This is a genomic window from Rhodococcus ruitaii, from assembly GCF_055230935.1.
Genome location: NZ_JBUYWC010000013.1, coordinates 168,338 through 183,558, shown reverse-complemented (window position 1 = coordinate 183,558; position 15,221 = coordinate 168,338). Strand labels below are relative to the sequence as shown.

Annotated in this window: 12 protein-coding genes and 1 pseudogene; 2 read left to right on the top strand and 11 right to left on the bottom strand. The window is 63.7% G+C overall.

What is annotated here, in order from left to right:
• Positions 1 to 420: 420 nt before the first annotated feature.
• The 5 genes from ribA to ACZI8W_RS18330 all read right to left on the bottom strand — a co-directional run bounded on the left by ribA (position 421) and on the right by ACZI8W_RS18330 (position 5,170).
• Positions 421 to 1,653 carry a GTP cyclohydrolase II gene (ribA, locus tag ACZI8W_RS18350; RefSeq protein WP_463369931.1) on the bottom strand — a complete coding sequence of 411 codons (1,233 nt, stop codon included), beginning with the start codon at positions 1,651 to 1,653 and terminating at the stop codon, positions 421 to 423.
• Positions 1,650 to 2,147 (bottom strand): flavin reductase family protein, encoded by a 498-nt coding sequence (locus tag ACZI8W_RS18345; RefSeq protein ID WP_463369930.1) that lies wholly within the window; start codon positions 2,145 to 2,147, stop codon positions 1,650 to 1,652. The genes ribA and ACZI8W_RS18345 overlap by 4 nt, the downstream gene beginning before the upstream one ends.
• Positions 2,144 to 2,653: an NADPH-dependent FMN reductase gene (locus ACZI8W_RS18340; RefSeq protein WP_463369929.1), complete on the bottom strand. Its 510-nt coding sequence runs from the start codon at positions 2,651 to 2,653 to the stop codon at positions 2,144 to 2,146. The genes ACZI8W_RS18345 and ACZI8W_RS18340 overlap by 4 nt, the downstream gene beginning before the upstream one ends.
• Before the next feature lie 383 nt (positions 2,654 to 3,036).
• Positions 3,037 to 3,675 (bottom strand): TetR/AcrR family transcriptional regulator, encoded by a 639-nt coding sequence (locus tag ACZI8W_RS18335; RefSeq protein WP_463369928.1) that lies wholly within the window; start codon positions 3,673 to 3,675, stop codon positions 3,037 to 3,039.
• 181 nt (positions 3,676 to 3,856) lie between these two features.
• A complete protein-coding gene (locus ACZI8W_RS18330) occupies positions 3,857 to 5,170 on the bottom strand; it encodes an NtaA/DmoA family FMN-dependent monooxygenase (protein ID WP_463369927.1) in 1,314 nt (437 codons plus the stop codon).
• Positions 5,171 to 5,620: 450 nt separating this feature from the next.
• Between ACZI8W_RS18330 and ACZI8W_RS18325 the strand changes: the two are divergent.
• Together ACZI8W_RS18325 and ACZI8W_RS18320 are read left to right on the top strand one after the other, a co-directional pair.
• Positions 5,621 to 6,378: pseudogene (locus ACZI8W_RS18325) on the top strand (SDR family NAD(P)-dependent oxidoreductase).
• Positions 6,379 to 6,592: 214 nt separating this feature from the next.
• Positions 6,593 to 8,590 (top strand): primary-amine oxidase, encoded by a 1,998-nt coding sequence (locus ACZI8W_RS18320; protein ID WP_463369926.1) that lies wholly within the window; start codon positions 6,593 to 6,595, stop codon positions 8,588 to 8,590.
• 1,086 nt (positions 8,591 to 9,676) lie between these two features.
• Here the strand turns inward: ACZI8W_RS18320 and ACZI8W_RS18315 are convergent.
• The 6 genes from ACZI8W_RS18315 to ACZI8W_RS18290 all read right to left on the bottom strand — a co-directional run bounded on the left by ACZI8W_RS18315 (position 9,677) and on the right by ACZI8W_RS18290 (position 15,101).
• Positions 9,677 to 9,841: a hypothetical protein gene (locus ACZI8W_RS18315; protein WP_463369925.1), complete on the bottom strand. Its 165-nt coding sequence runs from the start codon at positions 9,839 to 9,841 to the stop codon at positions 9,677 to 9,679.
• A gap of 151 nt (positions 9,842 to 9,992) precedes the next feature.
• Positions 9,993 to 10,700, bottom strand: coding sequence for a GntR family transcriptional regulator (locus tag ACZI8W_RS18310; RefSeq protein WP_463369924.1), 708 nt, complete (start codon positions 10,698 to 10,700; stop codon positions 9,993 to 9,995).
• Positions 10,701 to 10,748: 48 nt separating this feature from the next.
• Positions 10,749 to 12,029 carry a CaiB/BaiF CoA transferase family protein gene (locus tag ACZI8W_RS18305; protein ID WP_463369923.1) on the bottom strand — a complete coding sequence of 427 codons (1,281 nt, stop codon included), beginning with the start codon at positions 12,027 to 12,029 and terminating at the stop codon, positions 10,749 to 10,751.
• Positions 12,026 to 13,138, bottom strand: coding sequence for an acyl-CoA dehydrogenase family protein (locus tag ACZI8W_RS18300; RefSeq protein WP_463369922.1), 1,113 nt, complete (start codon positions 13,136 to 13,138; stop codon positions 12,026 to 12,028). The genes ACZI8W_RS18305 and ACZI8W_RS18300 overlap by 4 nt, the downstream gene beginning before the upstream one ends.
• Positions 13,135 to 14,292 (bottom strand): acyl-CoA dehydrogenase family protein, encoded by a 1,158-nt coding sequence (locus ACZI8W_RS18295; protein ID WP_463369921.1) that lies wholly within the window; start codon positions 14,290 to 14,292, stop codon positions 13,135 to 13,137. The genes ACZI8W_RS18300 and ACZI8W_RS18295 overlap by 4 nt, the downstream gene beginning before the upstream one ends.
• Complete coding sequence (locus tag ACZI8W_RS18290; protein WP_463369920.1) at positions 14,289 to 15,101, bottom strand: enoyl-CoA hydratase/isomerase family protein; 813 nt, start codon at positions 15,099 to 15,101, stop codon at positions 14,289 to 14,291. Before ACZI8W_RS18290 ends, ACZI8W_RS18295 begins: the two co-directional genes overlap by 4 nt.
• Positions 15,102 to 15,221: the final 120 nt, after the last annotated feature.

Below are 15,221 nucleotides of genomic sequence, written 5' to 3'. Positions count from 1 at the left end.
GAACACGAAGATTCGTGCGTTCATCACTGGCTGGAACACCCGGTGCGCTCCGTTCGTGTGGACCAAGACAGCCGACCAGGTCCTGGCCAAAGCTAATCGGCAAGAAACTTCAACCACGGACCACTAGATGTACCCGATCGCCGATGGCGCAGTCCGGTCGAATCCGGCGATCTCCGTGACATTGTTCGCGAGAATCATTCCGGTCACCGTACCGGAGGCCGCCGGTCCGACAATCCTCATCAACGCCTGGAAAGCGTTTGTCTCACCCGCTTGTTCAACCGGAGTCGCCTCCATGATCAAGGTCGGAAGCTTCGCATAGGGTATTCCGGTGGACGTGCCGATTGCCCAAAGCATCCCCGGCGAGACCCGCGATCGGAGTTGCCACCGCCTGATCGCAAGGGAGCAGGAAGGTGGTTCCTCTCAGCCGCAGACGGAACACTCCGCAGCTGGCGGTGCATGCCCCATTCGCCGACGTTTCGTTTCCACATACCGACTGTTGGCCGGCACTACACCCACGTGGAGGAGTACCTGGTCTGCCACAGACACACCATTCGCCTCCAGCCCCGCGATCTTGGCCGGATTGTTCGTCAGCAACCGCACCGAGTCCATGCCGAGGTCTCGGAGAATCGCGGCCGCGGCCCCGTACTCGCGTCCGTCGGCGGGCTCGTCCAGCGCTAAATTGGCCTGCACGGTGTCCATGCCCTGATCCTGAAGTCGATACGCCGCAATCTTCTTCAACAATCCGATTCCGCGGCCCTCGTGCCCACGCAGGTACACCAGAACGCCGCCCTCGGCTGCGATGAGATCCAGCGCCGCATTCAGCTGCGGACCACACTCACACCGCTGCGACGAGAACGACTCGCCCGTCAAACACTCCGAGTGCACCCGCACCAGCGATCCGGCACTGATCTCACCCGATGCCAACGCGAGGTGTTCGGCACCGGTCGTCCGGTCCCGATAGCCGAGGACCCGAAACACGCCGTGAAGCGTCGGCATCACCGTTTCGTCGGCGCGTTCGACCCGCCACTCCGGACGGGTGACGGCAGGCAAGGGCTTCGCTCGCCGATGGTTCGCCAGCTTCTCGATGGTCAGGACCGGCAGGTCGTGCCGTGCACCGAGATCCTCGATCCGAGCCATCCTCATCAGCGATCCGTCGTCCTCGACGAGCTCCGCGATCACTCCGACCGCCGGCAGACCTGCCAACGTACAGAGGTCCACCGCCGCCTCGGTGTGCCCGCGTCGCTCGAGCACCCCGCCCGGGCGAGCACGCAACGGCAGCACATGACCGGGACGAATCAGATCACCCGCGACGGACCCTGGATCGGCGAGCACACTCAGCGTCCGCGCCCGGTCTGCAGCCGAGATCCCCGTTGTCACACCGGCTGCGGCATCCACTGTCACCGTGTATGCCGTTTGTCTCGGATCCCGGCTGTCCGCCACCATTGCCGGCAAACCCAGACGATCCGCCCGCGTGCCGGTCATCGGTGCACACAGCAATCCCGACGTGTGCCGCACCGTCCACGCGACCCATTCCGGTGACACGTCACCGGCAGCGAGGACAACGTCCCCCTCGTTCTCTCGATCCGCGTCGTCCGTCACCAGCACTGGGCGGCCGGCCCTCAGGGATTTCACAGCCGCCTCGACTGAGCTCATCCGGCGGCCTCCTGAAGACGACAGAAGCGGCTTCGATGAAACACGATCGGCATCTCCTCCCGCATGTCGATCTCATTCACCTGCATCAAGACGATCGCGTGATCGCCTGCAGGCACCTCCTCGGTCACCGTGACGTCGAGCCACGCGCACGCACCGTCCACGAACACCGCGCCCGCTTCGGTCCTGGTGGTGGTCAGCCCCTCGAACCGGTTTCCTGCCTTGGACGCCAGCGTCCGCGCCGCGCCGTCATGCGCCTCGCCCAGCATGCTGATCCCCAACCGCCGGGCATCGCGTAGCTTCGGCCAGGTCGTGGATGTGTTCTGCACACAGAACGCGACCAGTGGCGGGTCGAACGACACCCCGACGAAGCTGCTCGCTGCCATCGCCGTGGGCTCGCCCCCCACCTCCGCACATATCGCGACCACCCCACTCGGGAACTGCCCGAAGGCCTGCCGCAGCGTCGAGGAATCCAGGTCGGTGTACGTGAGGGTCATCGGTCCTCCCCACCGTCGTTCGCAGCGGCGACCACGATCGCTCCCCATCGCTCCACATAGTCGGAGATGAGCGAATCCGTCGTGTAGGTCGAATCGATCAGGTACAAGCCAGGGGCCGGCACCGTTGCACCCAGTTCGACCAATACTGGCTTGAGGAACACGTCAGGCGCCATTGCGTGTCCAGGGCCCGCCCCCAACATCACCGGCACCACGACCACGTCACGCATCCCCTCGCCACCGGCGAACTGATCGAGGAACAACTTCAACACACCCGTATACGTCGCCTTGAACGTAGGCGACGCCACCACCACCAGATCAGACGACGACACCGACTCAACCGCCGCCTTCACCGCATCATCCCCCCACCCCAGCAGACCGGATCCCAACGTGATCACGTCCACCACCACGTCGGGATCCGACCCTGTCAGCGCCCGCGCGATCGTAGACGCCGCATCCAATGTCCGCGAACCTGGCTTCGGGTTCCCTGCGACGACAGTTACCTTCATGTTCTGATTCCCTTCGTGGTGGAGAGGTGGGGGAGAGGGTCCGGATTCCGGTACTGGGTGAACGGCGTGTGTGCAGTTTGCTGTCACATGGTTACCCGGCGCCCGCAGGCCGAATGTCATCGTCCGCACCATCGTCGGAGCCCGACCGGTAGATGCGAAAACCATTGCGCACGTGAAGTGATTCGGTCAACGTGAGGTTTCGACCACCTCGAACATGCTACGCGACAACTCGAGTCGGATCCATGAAAGGCTTGTTACGTCTACATCTCACGGATAGCCCGTGGACCGGCACACACAAAGACCCTGCGCTACCGAAGAGTAACTCGCAGCAGGACGAAACAGTGTCGCGGCAAACTCGTGCCGATGCGGCGCACCGTGTCAAGTCACTCTCGAACCTGATGCCGGCGCAAACGAGCCTGAGTCGCCTGATCGTTGCCGTCAGTGACGGCATCACCGCGCACGAGAGTGGTTATGAGAGAGCGGAACTGGTAACGTGGGGGGACGAATCCGGTGCTGAGAAAGGTCACGACGTACCCGTCGAACAGTGCGATCACCGCACGGGCAGTGTCCGAGCACACTCCCAACTGTGCCTGCACGCCCTGCACAAGTTCCTCCCAGTAGATCCCCGTATGGCCATGTAGGTCAGACCTACGACTCGCGACCAGCTGGAGCTCGAACAGGACTCGATGAGAATCGGCCCGCTCCGTAACTGCAAGGAAGAAGCCGTCCACCACGTTCTCGATCTCGTCGTCCAGAGAATTTCCGGCCACATGGGGCCTGTTCGTAGGATCGAGGATGAACGCTTCGAACCACGCTTTGAATGTTGCCGACAGTAGTGAATCCAGAGTCGAGAAGTAGTACGTCGTAGCCGAAACCGGCAGTCCCGCTTCGTCGGAGACAGCGCGATGACTGACTCCCGCGACGCCGTCGCGGATCAACAGCCTCACCGTGGCCTCGATCAGCTTCCGGCGCCGAGCCGGACCTTTTACCTCGACCTTCGGCACGAACACACTCTTTGTCATTGTTACCGGTCCACTCTCCTACCGCACACTGAGCACTGCCGTAGTCTGCGGCAGCTTCGGACAAAGTGTATCCGCACGCACCAACCGCCGATCGGGGCCGATGCAATCGACGAGCTGCTGTGTTCGAGGGTTCCGGACACCACGCCTGTGCCCGAGAAGGTCGGGCACAAGCGGTGTCCGATCAGAACTCGCGCATGTTGTCCCGGAGCGTGCGGCAGTTGTACTCGGTTCGAACGACGCCCAGGCGCTGCAGCGCGGGAACGAGCTCGTCCGTGATGATGTCGATGTCGCCGGCCAGGTCGCCTCCCTCGAGAAGGAAGCCGTCGCCGCCGACTTCGTTCATGGCATCCGCCATCTTCTCGGCGATCTCTTCAGCGGTTCCGGTGAGATCCAAGCCGCCTTCGGCCTTCATGCCGCTCGAGAAGACCTGTCGAAGCGTCGCCCCCTGCCTGCCGGCTTCCTTTACGAAATCCAGCGCCGAGGTATGACCGCCGGCGGTCATGTTCTGATCCATCGGACCGTCCAGGTCGTACTTCGAGAAGTCGACGTCCATCGTCGATGCGCCCATCGTGATGGCGTACTCGAAGGCCGCTTCGGCCATGCGCGCCTCGGTCGCTTCGTCGAGTTGGGGCTTCGATCCGCTGAACTCGAGTCCATTGGCGAGGTAGATGATCTTGATGTCGTCGGGGTTCCGGCCGAACGACTCCGCGCGTCCTCGAATGTCCTTGCGCAGTTCCTTCATTCCGTCGATGCCACCCGCGGTGAGACCCAGCACCATCTCCGCGTTCTTGGCAGCGAAATCACGGCCTCGATCCGAGGCGCCCGCCTGGCTGAGGAACGGTGTCGCCTGAGGTGACCTCAGCGTGTTGAGTGGGCCCCGAGACTTGAAGTACTTACCGACGTGGTCAACGGTGTGCACCTTGGTGTGGTCGACGTAGACACCGGTTTCCTCGTCGGCGACGAGGGCGCCCTCCTCCCACGATTCCCACAACTTGACGGCGACTTCGACGAACTCATCCGCGATCGCATAGCGTTCCCCATGAGGCGGCAGTGCATCGAGACCGATGTTCTTGGCGGCATTGATCTCACTCGAGGTGACGATGTTCCAGCCTACCCGGCCGCCGCTGAGCGAGTCCAGGGTGGAGAACAGACGAGCCAGAACAAACGGCTCGTAGAACGTCGTAGAGGCAGTCGAGATTAGCCCGATGTTCGACGTCTCATGGGCCATCAGGGGCAGCAACGGCAGAGGGTCGTGCTTCGGCGCGAGAACCGCATGCTTCAGGTCCATTTCCATCGACTCGCCGAACTTGTCAGCTACAACGGTGGAGTCCTCGAAGAGGATGAAGTCAAGTTTGGCGGCCTCCAACTTCTTGGCCAGGTCGATGTGGTACGAGCCATCGAACCAGTTGGACCCGATCGATTTCCTGGGGTCGAGCGCCCACGCGGGCTTGCCGAACTTGGTGAAGTACCCGAGGTGAAACTTGGTGTTTGTCATGCAGGTCATCCCTACTCGAGGCGGTGAAGGTTGAGGAGTCGCTCGCGATGCGCTGGCGCCACGCTAACAGCGGTTTGTGACAGCTGTGTTCCACATGTGTCCGCTGAGTGGAACACCATCGGAAGCAGGGCGACGGACACCCGCATTCGGAACCGGCCGAAAGCGGGGATTCACCGAACTTCCTGAAAGAGCGCATGGTTCGACGTACTGCCCGCCGGGGCGCACCCAGGTGGTCACTGGCGTCGGACCGGCGCAGCAAGCACCCACGTAACATGGTTGTCACAAAATCCTTACCAGAACTGGCAGTTTCTGCCGTATGGTGTCAATCACGACGCCGTCACCTCTCGATATCGGTGACTCCGACTGGGACTCTGCGTGTGGCCCCATTCGTGTCGCACCGCTGGGGGGTCCTCCAGTGGTCACTGATCTCCTTATCGGAGGGAACTACCCGTGTTCGATCTACATGGACATACAGCACTGGTCACAGGAGCTGGACAAAGTGTGGGTGCCGGAATTGCTGCAGTGCTGGCTCGCCGGGGCGCATCGGTGATCGTGAACGACCTGCATCCGGACAGGGCAGAGACAGTCGCAGCGAAGATAGCGGCGGAAGGCCATCGTGCGATCGCATCTGCGTGGGATGTAACCGACTACGAGGCGACAATCGATCACGTCCGCGCCGCCGAGGCAGAACTCGGCGGGCATGTCGACATCCTGGTGAACAACGCCGGCATCGCCGAGGGCCGATGGAACCTCCCGTTCCGCGAACTGACCCCGGACCTGTGGCGACTGCCCATCGACCTGAACACTACGGATCCCTCAACTGCACCAAAGCCGTCATCGACGGAATGTGCGATGGCGGATGGGGGAGAGTCGTACAGATCTCCTCCGGCTCGGCGCGCGCGGGTGAGAACATCAACGTCTCCATGTACGCGACCGGAAAGAGCGGCATCGAAGGGTTCGTTCGCCATCTCGCAGCGGAGACGGGTCAATACGGCGTCACCGCGAACATTCTCGCCCTGGGCGAGCAAAAGAACCTCGCAGAGGTGATGTCACCAGAGGTCATCGAACAGATTCTGGCGGCCATCCCGATCGGCAGGTTGGGCGAGCCCGAAGAGGTCGGGGCGGCGTGCGCCTATCTGGCGTCCGACGAAGCCGGTGGACTCACCGGGCAGACGATCGACCTCAACGGCGGGTCGCAGACCCGCTGACGCGATCCCACGATACTCCGGATCCCGCGCAGGGCCTTGGGCAGTGATACCCGCAGTGCTGCAATGGATTTCCCTGACCCGACCCTGCGACCAGCGTCCGGGCCGCGTTCATTTCATGTCAACCCACATAACCGTCTGAGCAACCGTTCCGTTCGACGCGTCTGCACCTTGCGCGCACCGAGACACAGCACCAACAGAAGAGGAGATCTGACCAATGACTCTCAGCGAGCCGACCACCACATCGAAGCGGCCAGTGGCCAGTGTGCATCCACTCGCGTCCCTCAGCAGCACCGAGATCGATGCAATCCGTGGCATTGTCGAGAAGACTCCCGACTTCACCGAAACCACTCGATTCGCGTACGTGGGCCTCGAGGAACCTGTGAAGGCCGACTACCTGACGTGGGCGGCCGGTGACGGGCCCCTACCTGACAGGCGGGCCCGCGTCTGGCTGCTGGACACCGGCAAGGAAATCTCCCTCGACCTGGTCGTCTCGCTGTCATCGAGCAGCGTGGTCACGTCGACTGTCGTCGACGGATCGAAGGGCCGGCTGCCGGTCCTCGACTCGGAGTCGGTCAACGTCATCCTGATTCTCGCTGAGAACGCCGAGTGGAGAAAGTCCCTGAGCACCAGGGGCCTGGTGCCGGCCGATGTGGCGGTGGTCCCGCTTCCGGCCGGAAATCTCGGATACGCGGACGAAGAAGGCAAGCGGGTCGTCAGGTGCTTGCCGTTCAAGCAGAACCATGAAAAGGACCATCCCTGGGCACATCCCGTGGACGGGTTGTCGGCATACGTCGACGTTGACAGCGGAACCGTACTGAGGATCTTGGACGTGCGCGAATTTACAGTGCCGGCCGAGAGTGGCAACTTCGACGACCCCGAGGTGCAGGGGCCGCCCCTGGAAGGCCTCAAACCGATCGAGATCACTCAGCCCGAAGGTGCAAGCTTCTCGGTGGACGGCGAGCATGTCACCTGGGCGAACTGGAAGCTGCGTATCGGATTCGACGTACGCGAAGGCCTGGTGCTGCACCAGGTGACCTTCGCCGACAAGGGCGTGGACCGGCCCGTCATGTATCGCGGATCAATCAGTGAAATGGTTGTTCCATACGGCGACCCCGGACCTAATCGTTTCTGGCAGAACTACTTCGATGCCGGCGAGATCATCTATGGCCGGTACACGAACTCGCTCTCACTCGGCTGCGACTGCCTCGGCGAGATCAAGTACTTCGATGGGGTTTTCGCCGACGAGCTCGGTGCACCTCGCGTGATCCCGAATGCAATCTGCATGCACGAAGAGGACTTCGGCACGCTGTGGAAGCACACCGATGTGTACACCGGCTCCAAGGAGGTCCGACGAGGGCGCCGGCTGGTGATCTCGTTCTTCACGAACGTCGGCAACTACGATTACGGCTTCTTCTGGTACCTGTACCTTGACGGGACCATCGAATGCGAAGCGAAACTGACAGGCATTCTGTTCAGCTCGGCGTACCCGGGTGACGACGAGAACGGTGAGAAGTACCCGTTCGCATCCGAGGTCGCGCCCGGTCTGGGCGCGCCGTACCACCAGCACCTGTTCGGCGCGCGCCTCGACATGACTGTGGACGGAACCGCGAATGTGGTCAACGAGGTGGATGCGGTCAGGCTTCCGGTGTCTCCCACCAATCCGCACGGCAACGCGTTCACCAAGTCCGTCACACCCATCGTTTCGGAGCAGGTTTCCGGCCGGCTTGCCGACGGCAGCAAGGGCCGGGTGTGGCAGATTGCGTCGACGGAAGCAACGAACAGGTTGGGCCATCCGACGTCCTATGTCCTGCATCCGACGGACGGCCCAACCCTGATGGCAGACCCCTCGGCGTCGGTCAGCGACCGAGCCGCCTTCGCCACGAAGCACCTCTTCGTGACCGAGTACGACCCGGCCGAGCGCTACGCGGCAGGCGATTTCGTGACGAACAGCCCGGGCGGTCAGGGCATTCCGGACTTCATCGCAGGCGACGCCGCCCTTGTCGGAAAGGACGTCGTGCTGTGGCACACCTTCGGGCTGACGCATTTTCCCCGTGTCGAGGATTGGCCCGTCATGCCCGTGGACTACGCCAAGTTCAGCCTTCGCCCCTATAACTTCTTCGACAAGAATCCGACGCTGAACGTGCCGCGGCCGGTAGCGTCCCAAGATCACTGTGGGGGCGACGACAACGGGTCGAGCTGCCACAAGCCTTGAAACGTCGGTTGGTAGAAGTGTCGAGCGAATTCGACAAGCCATACTTGCGGTCCGTCCGGAAGCCAGATCCACCTTGGTCTTTCGGGCGGATTGCGGGGGTGGCTGCGTTCATCGTCGCACTTGGCAATGCTGCGGCACATGTGGTGATGCTCAGCAGCATGTCTTTCATCCAGTCTGTGGTGTGGGCGACGATGGCGTTGGCGTGCATCGGTTGTGCCCTACACCTGATTCGGCAGGTATCGGCGGGTGCGTGGGCAATGACGTCTCTCATGTCCGTGGCAATGGTCGCGGTTCATCTACCGGGGTCGGATGGATTTGGCCATCACCATCGGAACGGTATCGAGGAAGGTGGCGCGAGTCCAGCCGGCATGAGCGCGGCCATGCAGGCGTCGTTGCTACTGACGGTCATCGAGTTGACTATCGGGCTGCTCGGGTTGTGGGTATCGACATCTCACGGTCGCTGGCAGTGTCAATCGGCGGTTCAGCCCCGATAACAGGGAGCGGACCACCCGTCCGGCGAGCAAGACGCGACGGAATACGGATCTGCTGTCGATGTCCGAGCGGTGTCGTGACACCTGGCTTGTCGATAAGTGGACGCGGCCGGGATCCACCACCACGTTGCGGACGGTGGCCAGACCACCGTGGTCGAATTAGGTGGGTGGCCCACCGCCGGAAACAGCTCTATGTCGTGTTAGGATAGTAATCGTGAGCCCTGTTGCGGACGGGGAGAGTATCGCAGCCACTGAATAAGCAAAGTCTCTGGTACCTGGGTTGAGCGATCAAGCAAGACGTTGAATACCGGAGACCTCGTGCCCAGCGTAACTGTGGCGGGGCCAGCGGACCTCACCGACGCACCCTCGGCGCGATTGGCGCAGTTGTTGCTCTGCGGGAAGGAAAGGGTCGTCCGCCGAAGTTGGCGAAACGCCAGCTCATCGACGGAATGCTGTGGCGGACCCGCACGGGGAACACCCCTGACGGGACATCCCGACACGGTGCGAGCCGTGGCAAACGATCTACGGACTGTTCCGGCGGTGGCAGGGTGCCGGAGTGTGGGCACAGGTTCTGACGGGATTGCAGACACTCGCCTCAATTGTCGTCACCGCCGGTCAAGAGGGTGACAGTCCGCCGTTCACCGTCGTTCCCGACCGGACCCGTGTGCCGCGGCGAGAGGGTGGTCGGCCGCCGGCGTTCGATGTCGAGCACCACAAGCGGCGTCACGCCGTCGAGTGCGGTATCAACTTGCTCAAGCAACGTCGTGCTGTCGCAACTAGATACGACAAACTTGCCGTTCGTTACACCACTACCGTTGGCCTCGTCGCGATTGATGGGTGGTTGCGGAGTGCCCACTTATGAAACACGGCTCAGCGACGCGACGCCGATGGACCGGCGGATCCCGACTGGCTCATTCGGTCGCAACGCTGTTCGTGTTGCGCAGCAGCATGCTGGCGCCCGCCTCGCCTCCTCGCCGATGCTCGTCCATCAGCGCGATCAGGCGCTCGTTGTCGTGATGGGCAAGCGCGTCGATCATGGCCTCATGTTCGGCCACGACCCGTCGTCGCACTTCGGCATCGAAGAGGTATGCGGCGTGGTATGGCATGGCTAGCCGCCACAGACGACGGATCTCCGTCACTACCAGTCTCAGGGGCGAGCGGTCGAACATTGCGAAATGGAAGTCCTGGTTCGCCAGACGCATCTCCAGAAGATCGGGGCATTCCGCTGCTTCGGCGACGCGGTCGCTCAGTGCGCGGATCTCGCCCAGAGCCTCGTCGTCGAAGGCGGGCAGGGAGGCGAGGATCTCACGTTCGAGGACGTTCCGCATCAGATAGATCTGGTCGAACTCCGATTGCTCGAGTCTGACGATCGCGTAACCGACGTTTCGTCGGTGCTCGACGAGTCCCTGCGAGGCCAGCCGGCCCAATGCTTCCCGGATCGGGAGACGACTGACACCGAGCCGTTCGGCCATCAGTTCCTGCCGGACCGGCTGACCGGGAAGCAGATCACCGGTGATGATCATGCGCTCGATCTCCGTGCCCACCCAGTCGGCGTCACGGACGGAGGAGCCGCGCGACTTCGTGACCTGCCGGTCTGCCGGCGTAGCTCGTCGGTTCATCCTCGTCCCTTCTCCAATGCTCGCCAGACCGTCCGTGGCGACGCTCGGTCATGCGTTGCCGAGCGCACCAACGGACTTCAGCGCGGCGATCTGCTCCTCGCTATAGCCCATCGCGCCGAGCACCACGGTGGTATCGGCTCCGCGCGGCACCGCCCTACGAGGTGTACGTGTTGCAGTCCGGCCGAGCTTGATCGGCACACCCAGGCCACGATAGTCGACGGTGTCCAGGAAGAGACCGCGGTGAACGGTCTGGGGAGCGGTGAGCGCCTGGTCGATCGTGTTGACCGGGCTGGCTGCGACACCTGCCCGGTCGAGGTCGGCTGCGAGGTCGTCGCGGTCTCGCTTCGCGATCCGTTCGCCGAGCAGGCGGGAAAGCTCGCCCCGGTTCTGCGAGCGCACACCGTTGGTCGCGAACCGTGGATCGTCGGCGAGTTCCGGCACCCCCAGGACGGTGACTAGCGAGCGGAACTGACGGTCGTTGGCCGCGCTGACGAAGAAATCACCATCACGAGCAGCGAAGACCTGATAGGGCACGACGCTCGGGTGGTAGTCGCCGGTACGCTGCGGCACCGTGCCACTGGAGGTCCAGTTGGACGCGTGTGGGTGCAGGAGCGAGATCACCGAGTCGAGGAGCGTGATGTCGACGAGCTGCCCGCGTCCGCTGCGGTCACGTTCCCTCAGCGCGAGGAGGATGCCGCTGACCGCCATGTGTGATGCGACGATATCGACGATCGGGACCCCGACGCGCAACGGATTGCCGTCGGGATAGCCATTGACACTCATCAATCCACCGAAGGACTGCAGCACCGCGTCGTACCCCGGCAGACCGCCCATCGGTCCGTCGACGCCGAACCCGGTGACCCGGCAGTACACCATCCAGGGGTTCCTCTCGGCGAGCACCGTGTCGTAGTCGAAACCCCAGCGTGCCATCGTGCCCGCCTTGAAGTTCTCGATCACCACGTCCGCGCCACTCAGGAGATGTGCAAGTACCTCCCGACCGGTATCGGTTCGCAGATCGAGGCAGATGTTGTCCTTGCTGTGGTTGAGACCTGCGTAGTAGGCGCTGCTCTCACCGCCGTCGTCGAAGGGAGGACCCCAACCACGTGTTTCGTCGCCCGACGGCGCTTCGACCTTGATCACTTCGGCGCCGTGGTCGGCGAGAGTCTGGGCGGTGTACGGCCCCGCCAAGACTCTGCTGAGGTCGAGCACGCGCAGTCCGGCGAGCGCGCCGGTTCCGGTGCTCCGCTCGGCCGCGCGCCACGCGGCACGACCGTCGATCGTGTACGCCCCGGCGACCGTCGTGTCGCCTGTCGAGGTGGATACGTTCACGTCTTGCTCCCGTTCGTGGTCGGTGTGTTGCGGCGCGGGGTCCGTCCTCCCACGATGACGTCCCAGACGTCGGCACCCTCATCGAGAATCCTGCCGGCGAGGTCTTCTGCCCAGAACTGTTCCGAACCGTGACGGTCACGCCAGCTCCACAGCGACGTGGTGAACCGGCCGAGCGAGTGCTCGGATGTGGTCCCGATGGCACCGTGGACCTGGTGACCGGCAGCGGCGACAGGGTGCGCAGACATCGCTGTCACCACCTTCGCGGCTGCCGTAGCGACCCGCGCGTGCTCGGTTGCCTCGTGCGCGGCTGCATCATGGGCGGCGACTGCCGCCTCCACTGCGACGTCCATCATCGTGGTCCGGGCAGCAAGCTGCGCAAGCTGTTGCTGAACCGCTTGGAACTTGGCGAGGGAACGTCCGAACTGGATGCGCTCGGACGCGTAACGCAAAGTGAGATCTTGCACGGAGGCAGCTGCGGCGGCCGTGGCCGCGGCGTACGCGAGGGCACCGCGGCAGCGGAACTCGTCGGGTGTGACAGGTGACCTGCCATGGAAAACTACGGGCACCTCGTCGAACGTGATGTCGCCGATCGCGATTCCCGTCAGGTCGGTGCCCGCAATCACGGTGACACCGGGCGCGGAGATCGGCACTACGGCGACGGTCGAACCGTCGGTGCCGGGTTCCGTTGGAAGGAGAACGACAAGGGTGTCCGCGTCGGTCACATACGGGACATCTGTGACCGTGCCGTCGAACAGGATCGTGTCACCGAGGTGGCGGATCGAGGACGCATCACCGACGGCGGCGGACGCGGTGGTCGACTCGAGGGGGTGCCCGGCGGTGGCGGCGAGCCACGCAGCAAGGATGCCGTGTTCGATGAGGGGCGTGAGGGCGCCGCGTCGCGCTGCGGCGGTGACGACTGCGAGAGCATCGGCGAGACTCGCTCCGCCTCCGCCATCGGAGTCCGGCACCCCGATCGTGGTGAAACCGGCATCGTCGAGCAGAGCCCAGAGGGCGTCGGCCATGCCCTCGGTAGGCGTTTCCGGGTCGACGCCTGCGCGGTCGATCATCGATATGGTGGCCGAGGACAGTTCGGCGGTCAGCTCGCTCATCGAAGCCCCATTCCGCGGGCGACGATCCCGCGCAGAATCTCGTTGGTACCGCCCCGAAGGGTGAAAACCGGTGTGTGCAGGACGCTTTGCGCCAGCATGCGGGCGAGGGAGTCCGACGCGTCGCGACGTGCCACGACGCCACTCGACGAGCGCACGGCCTCGACCAGGTCACCCTCGAAGGTCGAGCCGAGGTCCTTGACCATCGCGGCGAGCACGTCGGGTTTGCGGCCGGCGGTGAGTTCGGCCGCGACACGCAGCGACATCTTTCGCAGGGCCCATGCGCGGGCTGTGAGTGTCCCCAGGGTGCGCCGCTGTTCCGGTGTGGCGCCGACGTCGGTGAGGTGCGTTGCCCACGCGCGCAGCAGCGGCATCGTGCTGAGGTAGCGCTCGGGACCGGAGCGTTCGAAGGCCAGTTCGCCCATCACTTGCGCCCAACCGTTGCCGCGGGTACCGAGCAACGCCGTTGCAGGTATCTCCGAGTCGTGGAAGATCACTTCGTTGAAGTGTGCTTGGCCGTCGATGCTGCGCAGTGGGCGGATCTCGATGGCGGGGTGGGGTAGGTCGACGACGAACTGGGACAGACCGCTCTGCCGGTCGCCGTGCTGCCCGTCGGTGCGGGCCAGGACGACCATCGCGTGAGCGAGGTGCGCGCCGGTGGTCCAGACCTTGGTGCCGTTGATCGTCCACGAGTCACCGTTGTCGACAGCGCGGGTACGCACCGCTGCGAGATCCGAGCCGGCATCGGGCTCGCTCATCCCGATCGCGAAGAATGTTGTTCCGGAGGCTATTCCGGCTAGATACCTCTGTTTCTGCTCGTCCGAGCCGTTCGCGAGTATGCTGGGCGCCATCTGCCTGTCGGCGATCCAGTGCGCCGCGACCGGCGCTCCGTGCGCAAGCATCTCTTCGTTGACGACGAAACGTTCCAGAGGGCTCCGGCCGTGGCCGCCGTATTCTGTGGGCACTGTCATGCCGAGCCAGCCTCGTTCGGCGACGCGGCGGCTGAATTCTGCGTCGAAGCCCGTCATCCAGCTGTCGGTATCCGGTACGAAGCCGCCCGCGGTGATCTCGTCGTCGAGGAAGCCGCGTACTTCGGTGCGCAGGTCGTCGAGTTGCGATTCGACGTGGACGAGATCGTCGGTCGTGGTCGCTGTCATGAGCGGCCCGGCCCTCGGGACGACCACGAGCCCTGGCCTTTCCGAGACATCGACCACATCTGTACGCCGCGCTCGATCTCGATCGCCGACGACCAGCCGACGGCGGGCGGGCCGAGTTCGAGACGTGCGCTGGTCATGATGCGGCGGGTCAGTTCCGGGTCGGCAGCAGCGGTGCGGACCAACTCATCGACGGTGTGTGGGATGTCCTCCGCCGCGACTGCTGTATACACGAGGCCTCGCGCGACTGCCTCGGTTCCGGTCAGCGACTGTCCGCAGGCAGCGAACGCAATCGCCCCGGACCAGCCCAACGCACGGCCGAGTAGAGCGATATGGCCACCGCCGGGGTGGATGCCACGGGCCGAGAAGCCGCTGTCGAGGACTGCGTCCGGGGTGACCACCATGATGTCGGCAGCCATTGCGAGGTTGAGCCCCGCCCCGACGGCCCCGCCGGTCACGACGGCGATGGTCGGTACGGGGAGTGAGCCGATGCGCACGAATGCACCGTAGACGGCCGATGTGCGCTGCACCGCCTCGGGAGATGCCGGATCTACGGACGAGGATGCAAGGTCGCGGGTGTCGGCGCCGCTGCAGAAGTAGCTGCCGTTGGCATCGACCACGACGGCACCGATCGCCGGGTCTGCTTCGACTCGGTCGCAGAAGGCGGCGATGTCAGCGGCCATCGCCAGGGTGATCGCATTCTTACGGCGAGGGTTGTTCAGGGTGATTCGCGCGATGCCGTCCTTGAAAGTGGTGAGGATCGGTGGTTCCGTGGAGCGTTCGCTTCCGGCGACGGGAGATGTCAAGGCCATGCTCCGACACTAGCAGATATGTGGACTATTTAGGATCCAATATAGGTTGACAAAATTTGGTCGGTTGCTGTGCACTGTCGCATACCACAAGTTGCCGCACTGTCGGCGGGAAGGAGTACC

Excerpts from the sequence above, each read along its gene's own strand:
- ACZI8W_RS18345 (WP_463369930.1), bottom strand. The coding sequence starts at position 2,147 with ATGACCCTCACGTACACCGACCTGGATTCCTCGACGCTGCGGCAGGCC.
- ribA (WP_463369931.1), bottom strand. The coding sequence starts at position 1,653 with ATGAGCTCAGTCGAGGCGGCTGTGAAATCCCTGAGGGCCGGCCGCCCA.
- ACZI8W_RS18320 (WP_463369926.1), top strand. The coding sequence starts at position 6,593 with ATGACTCTCAGCGAGCCGACCACCACATCGAAGCGGCCAGTGGCCAGT.
- ACZI8W_RS18330 (WP_463369927.1), bottom strand. The coding sequence starts at position 5,170 with ATGACAAACACCAAGTTTCACCTCGGGTACTTCACCAAGTTCGGCAAG.
- ACZI8W_RS18300 (WP_463369922.1), bottom strand. The coding sequence starts at position 13,138 with ATGAGCGAGCTGACCGCCGAACTGTCCTCGGCCACCATATCGATGATC.
- ACZI8W_RS18295 (WP_463369921.1), bottom strand. The coding sequence starts at position 14,292 with ATGACAGCGACCACGACCGACGATCTCGTCCACGTCGAATCGCAACTC.
- ACZI8W_RS18290 (WP_463369920.1), bottom strand. The coding sequence starts at position 15,101 with ATGGCCTTGACATCTCCCGTCGCCGGAAGCGAACGCTCCACGGAACCA.
- ACZI8W_RS18340 (WP_463369929.1), bottom strand. The coding sequence starts at position 2,653 with ATGAAGGTAACTGTCGTCGCAGGGAACCCGAAGCCAGGTTCGCGGACA.
- ACZI8W_RS18335 (WP_463369928.1), bottom strand. The coding sequence starts at position 3,675 with ATGACAAAGAGTGTGTTCGTGCCGAAGGTCGAGGTAAAAGGTCCGGCT.
- ACZI8W_RS18310 (WP_463369924.1), bottom strand. The coding sequence starts at position 10,700 with ATGAACCGACGAGCTACGCCGGCAGACCGGCAGGTCACGAAGTCGCGC.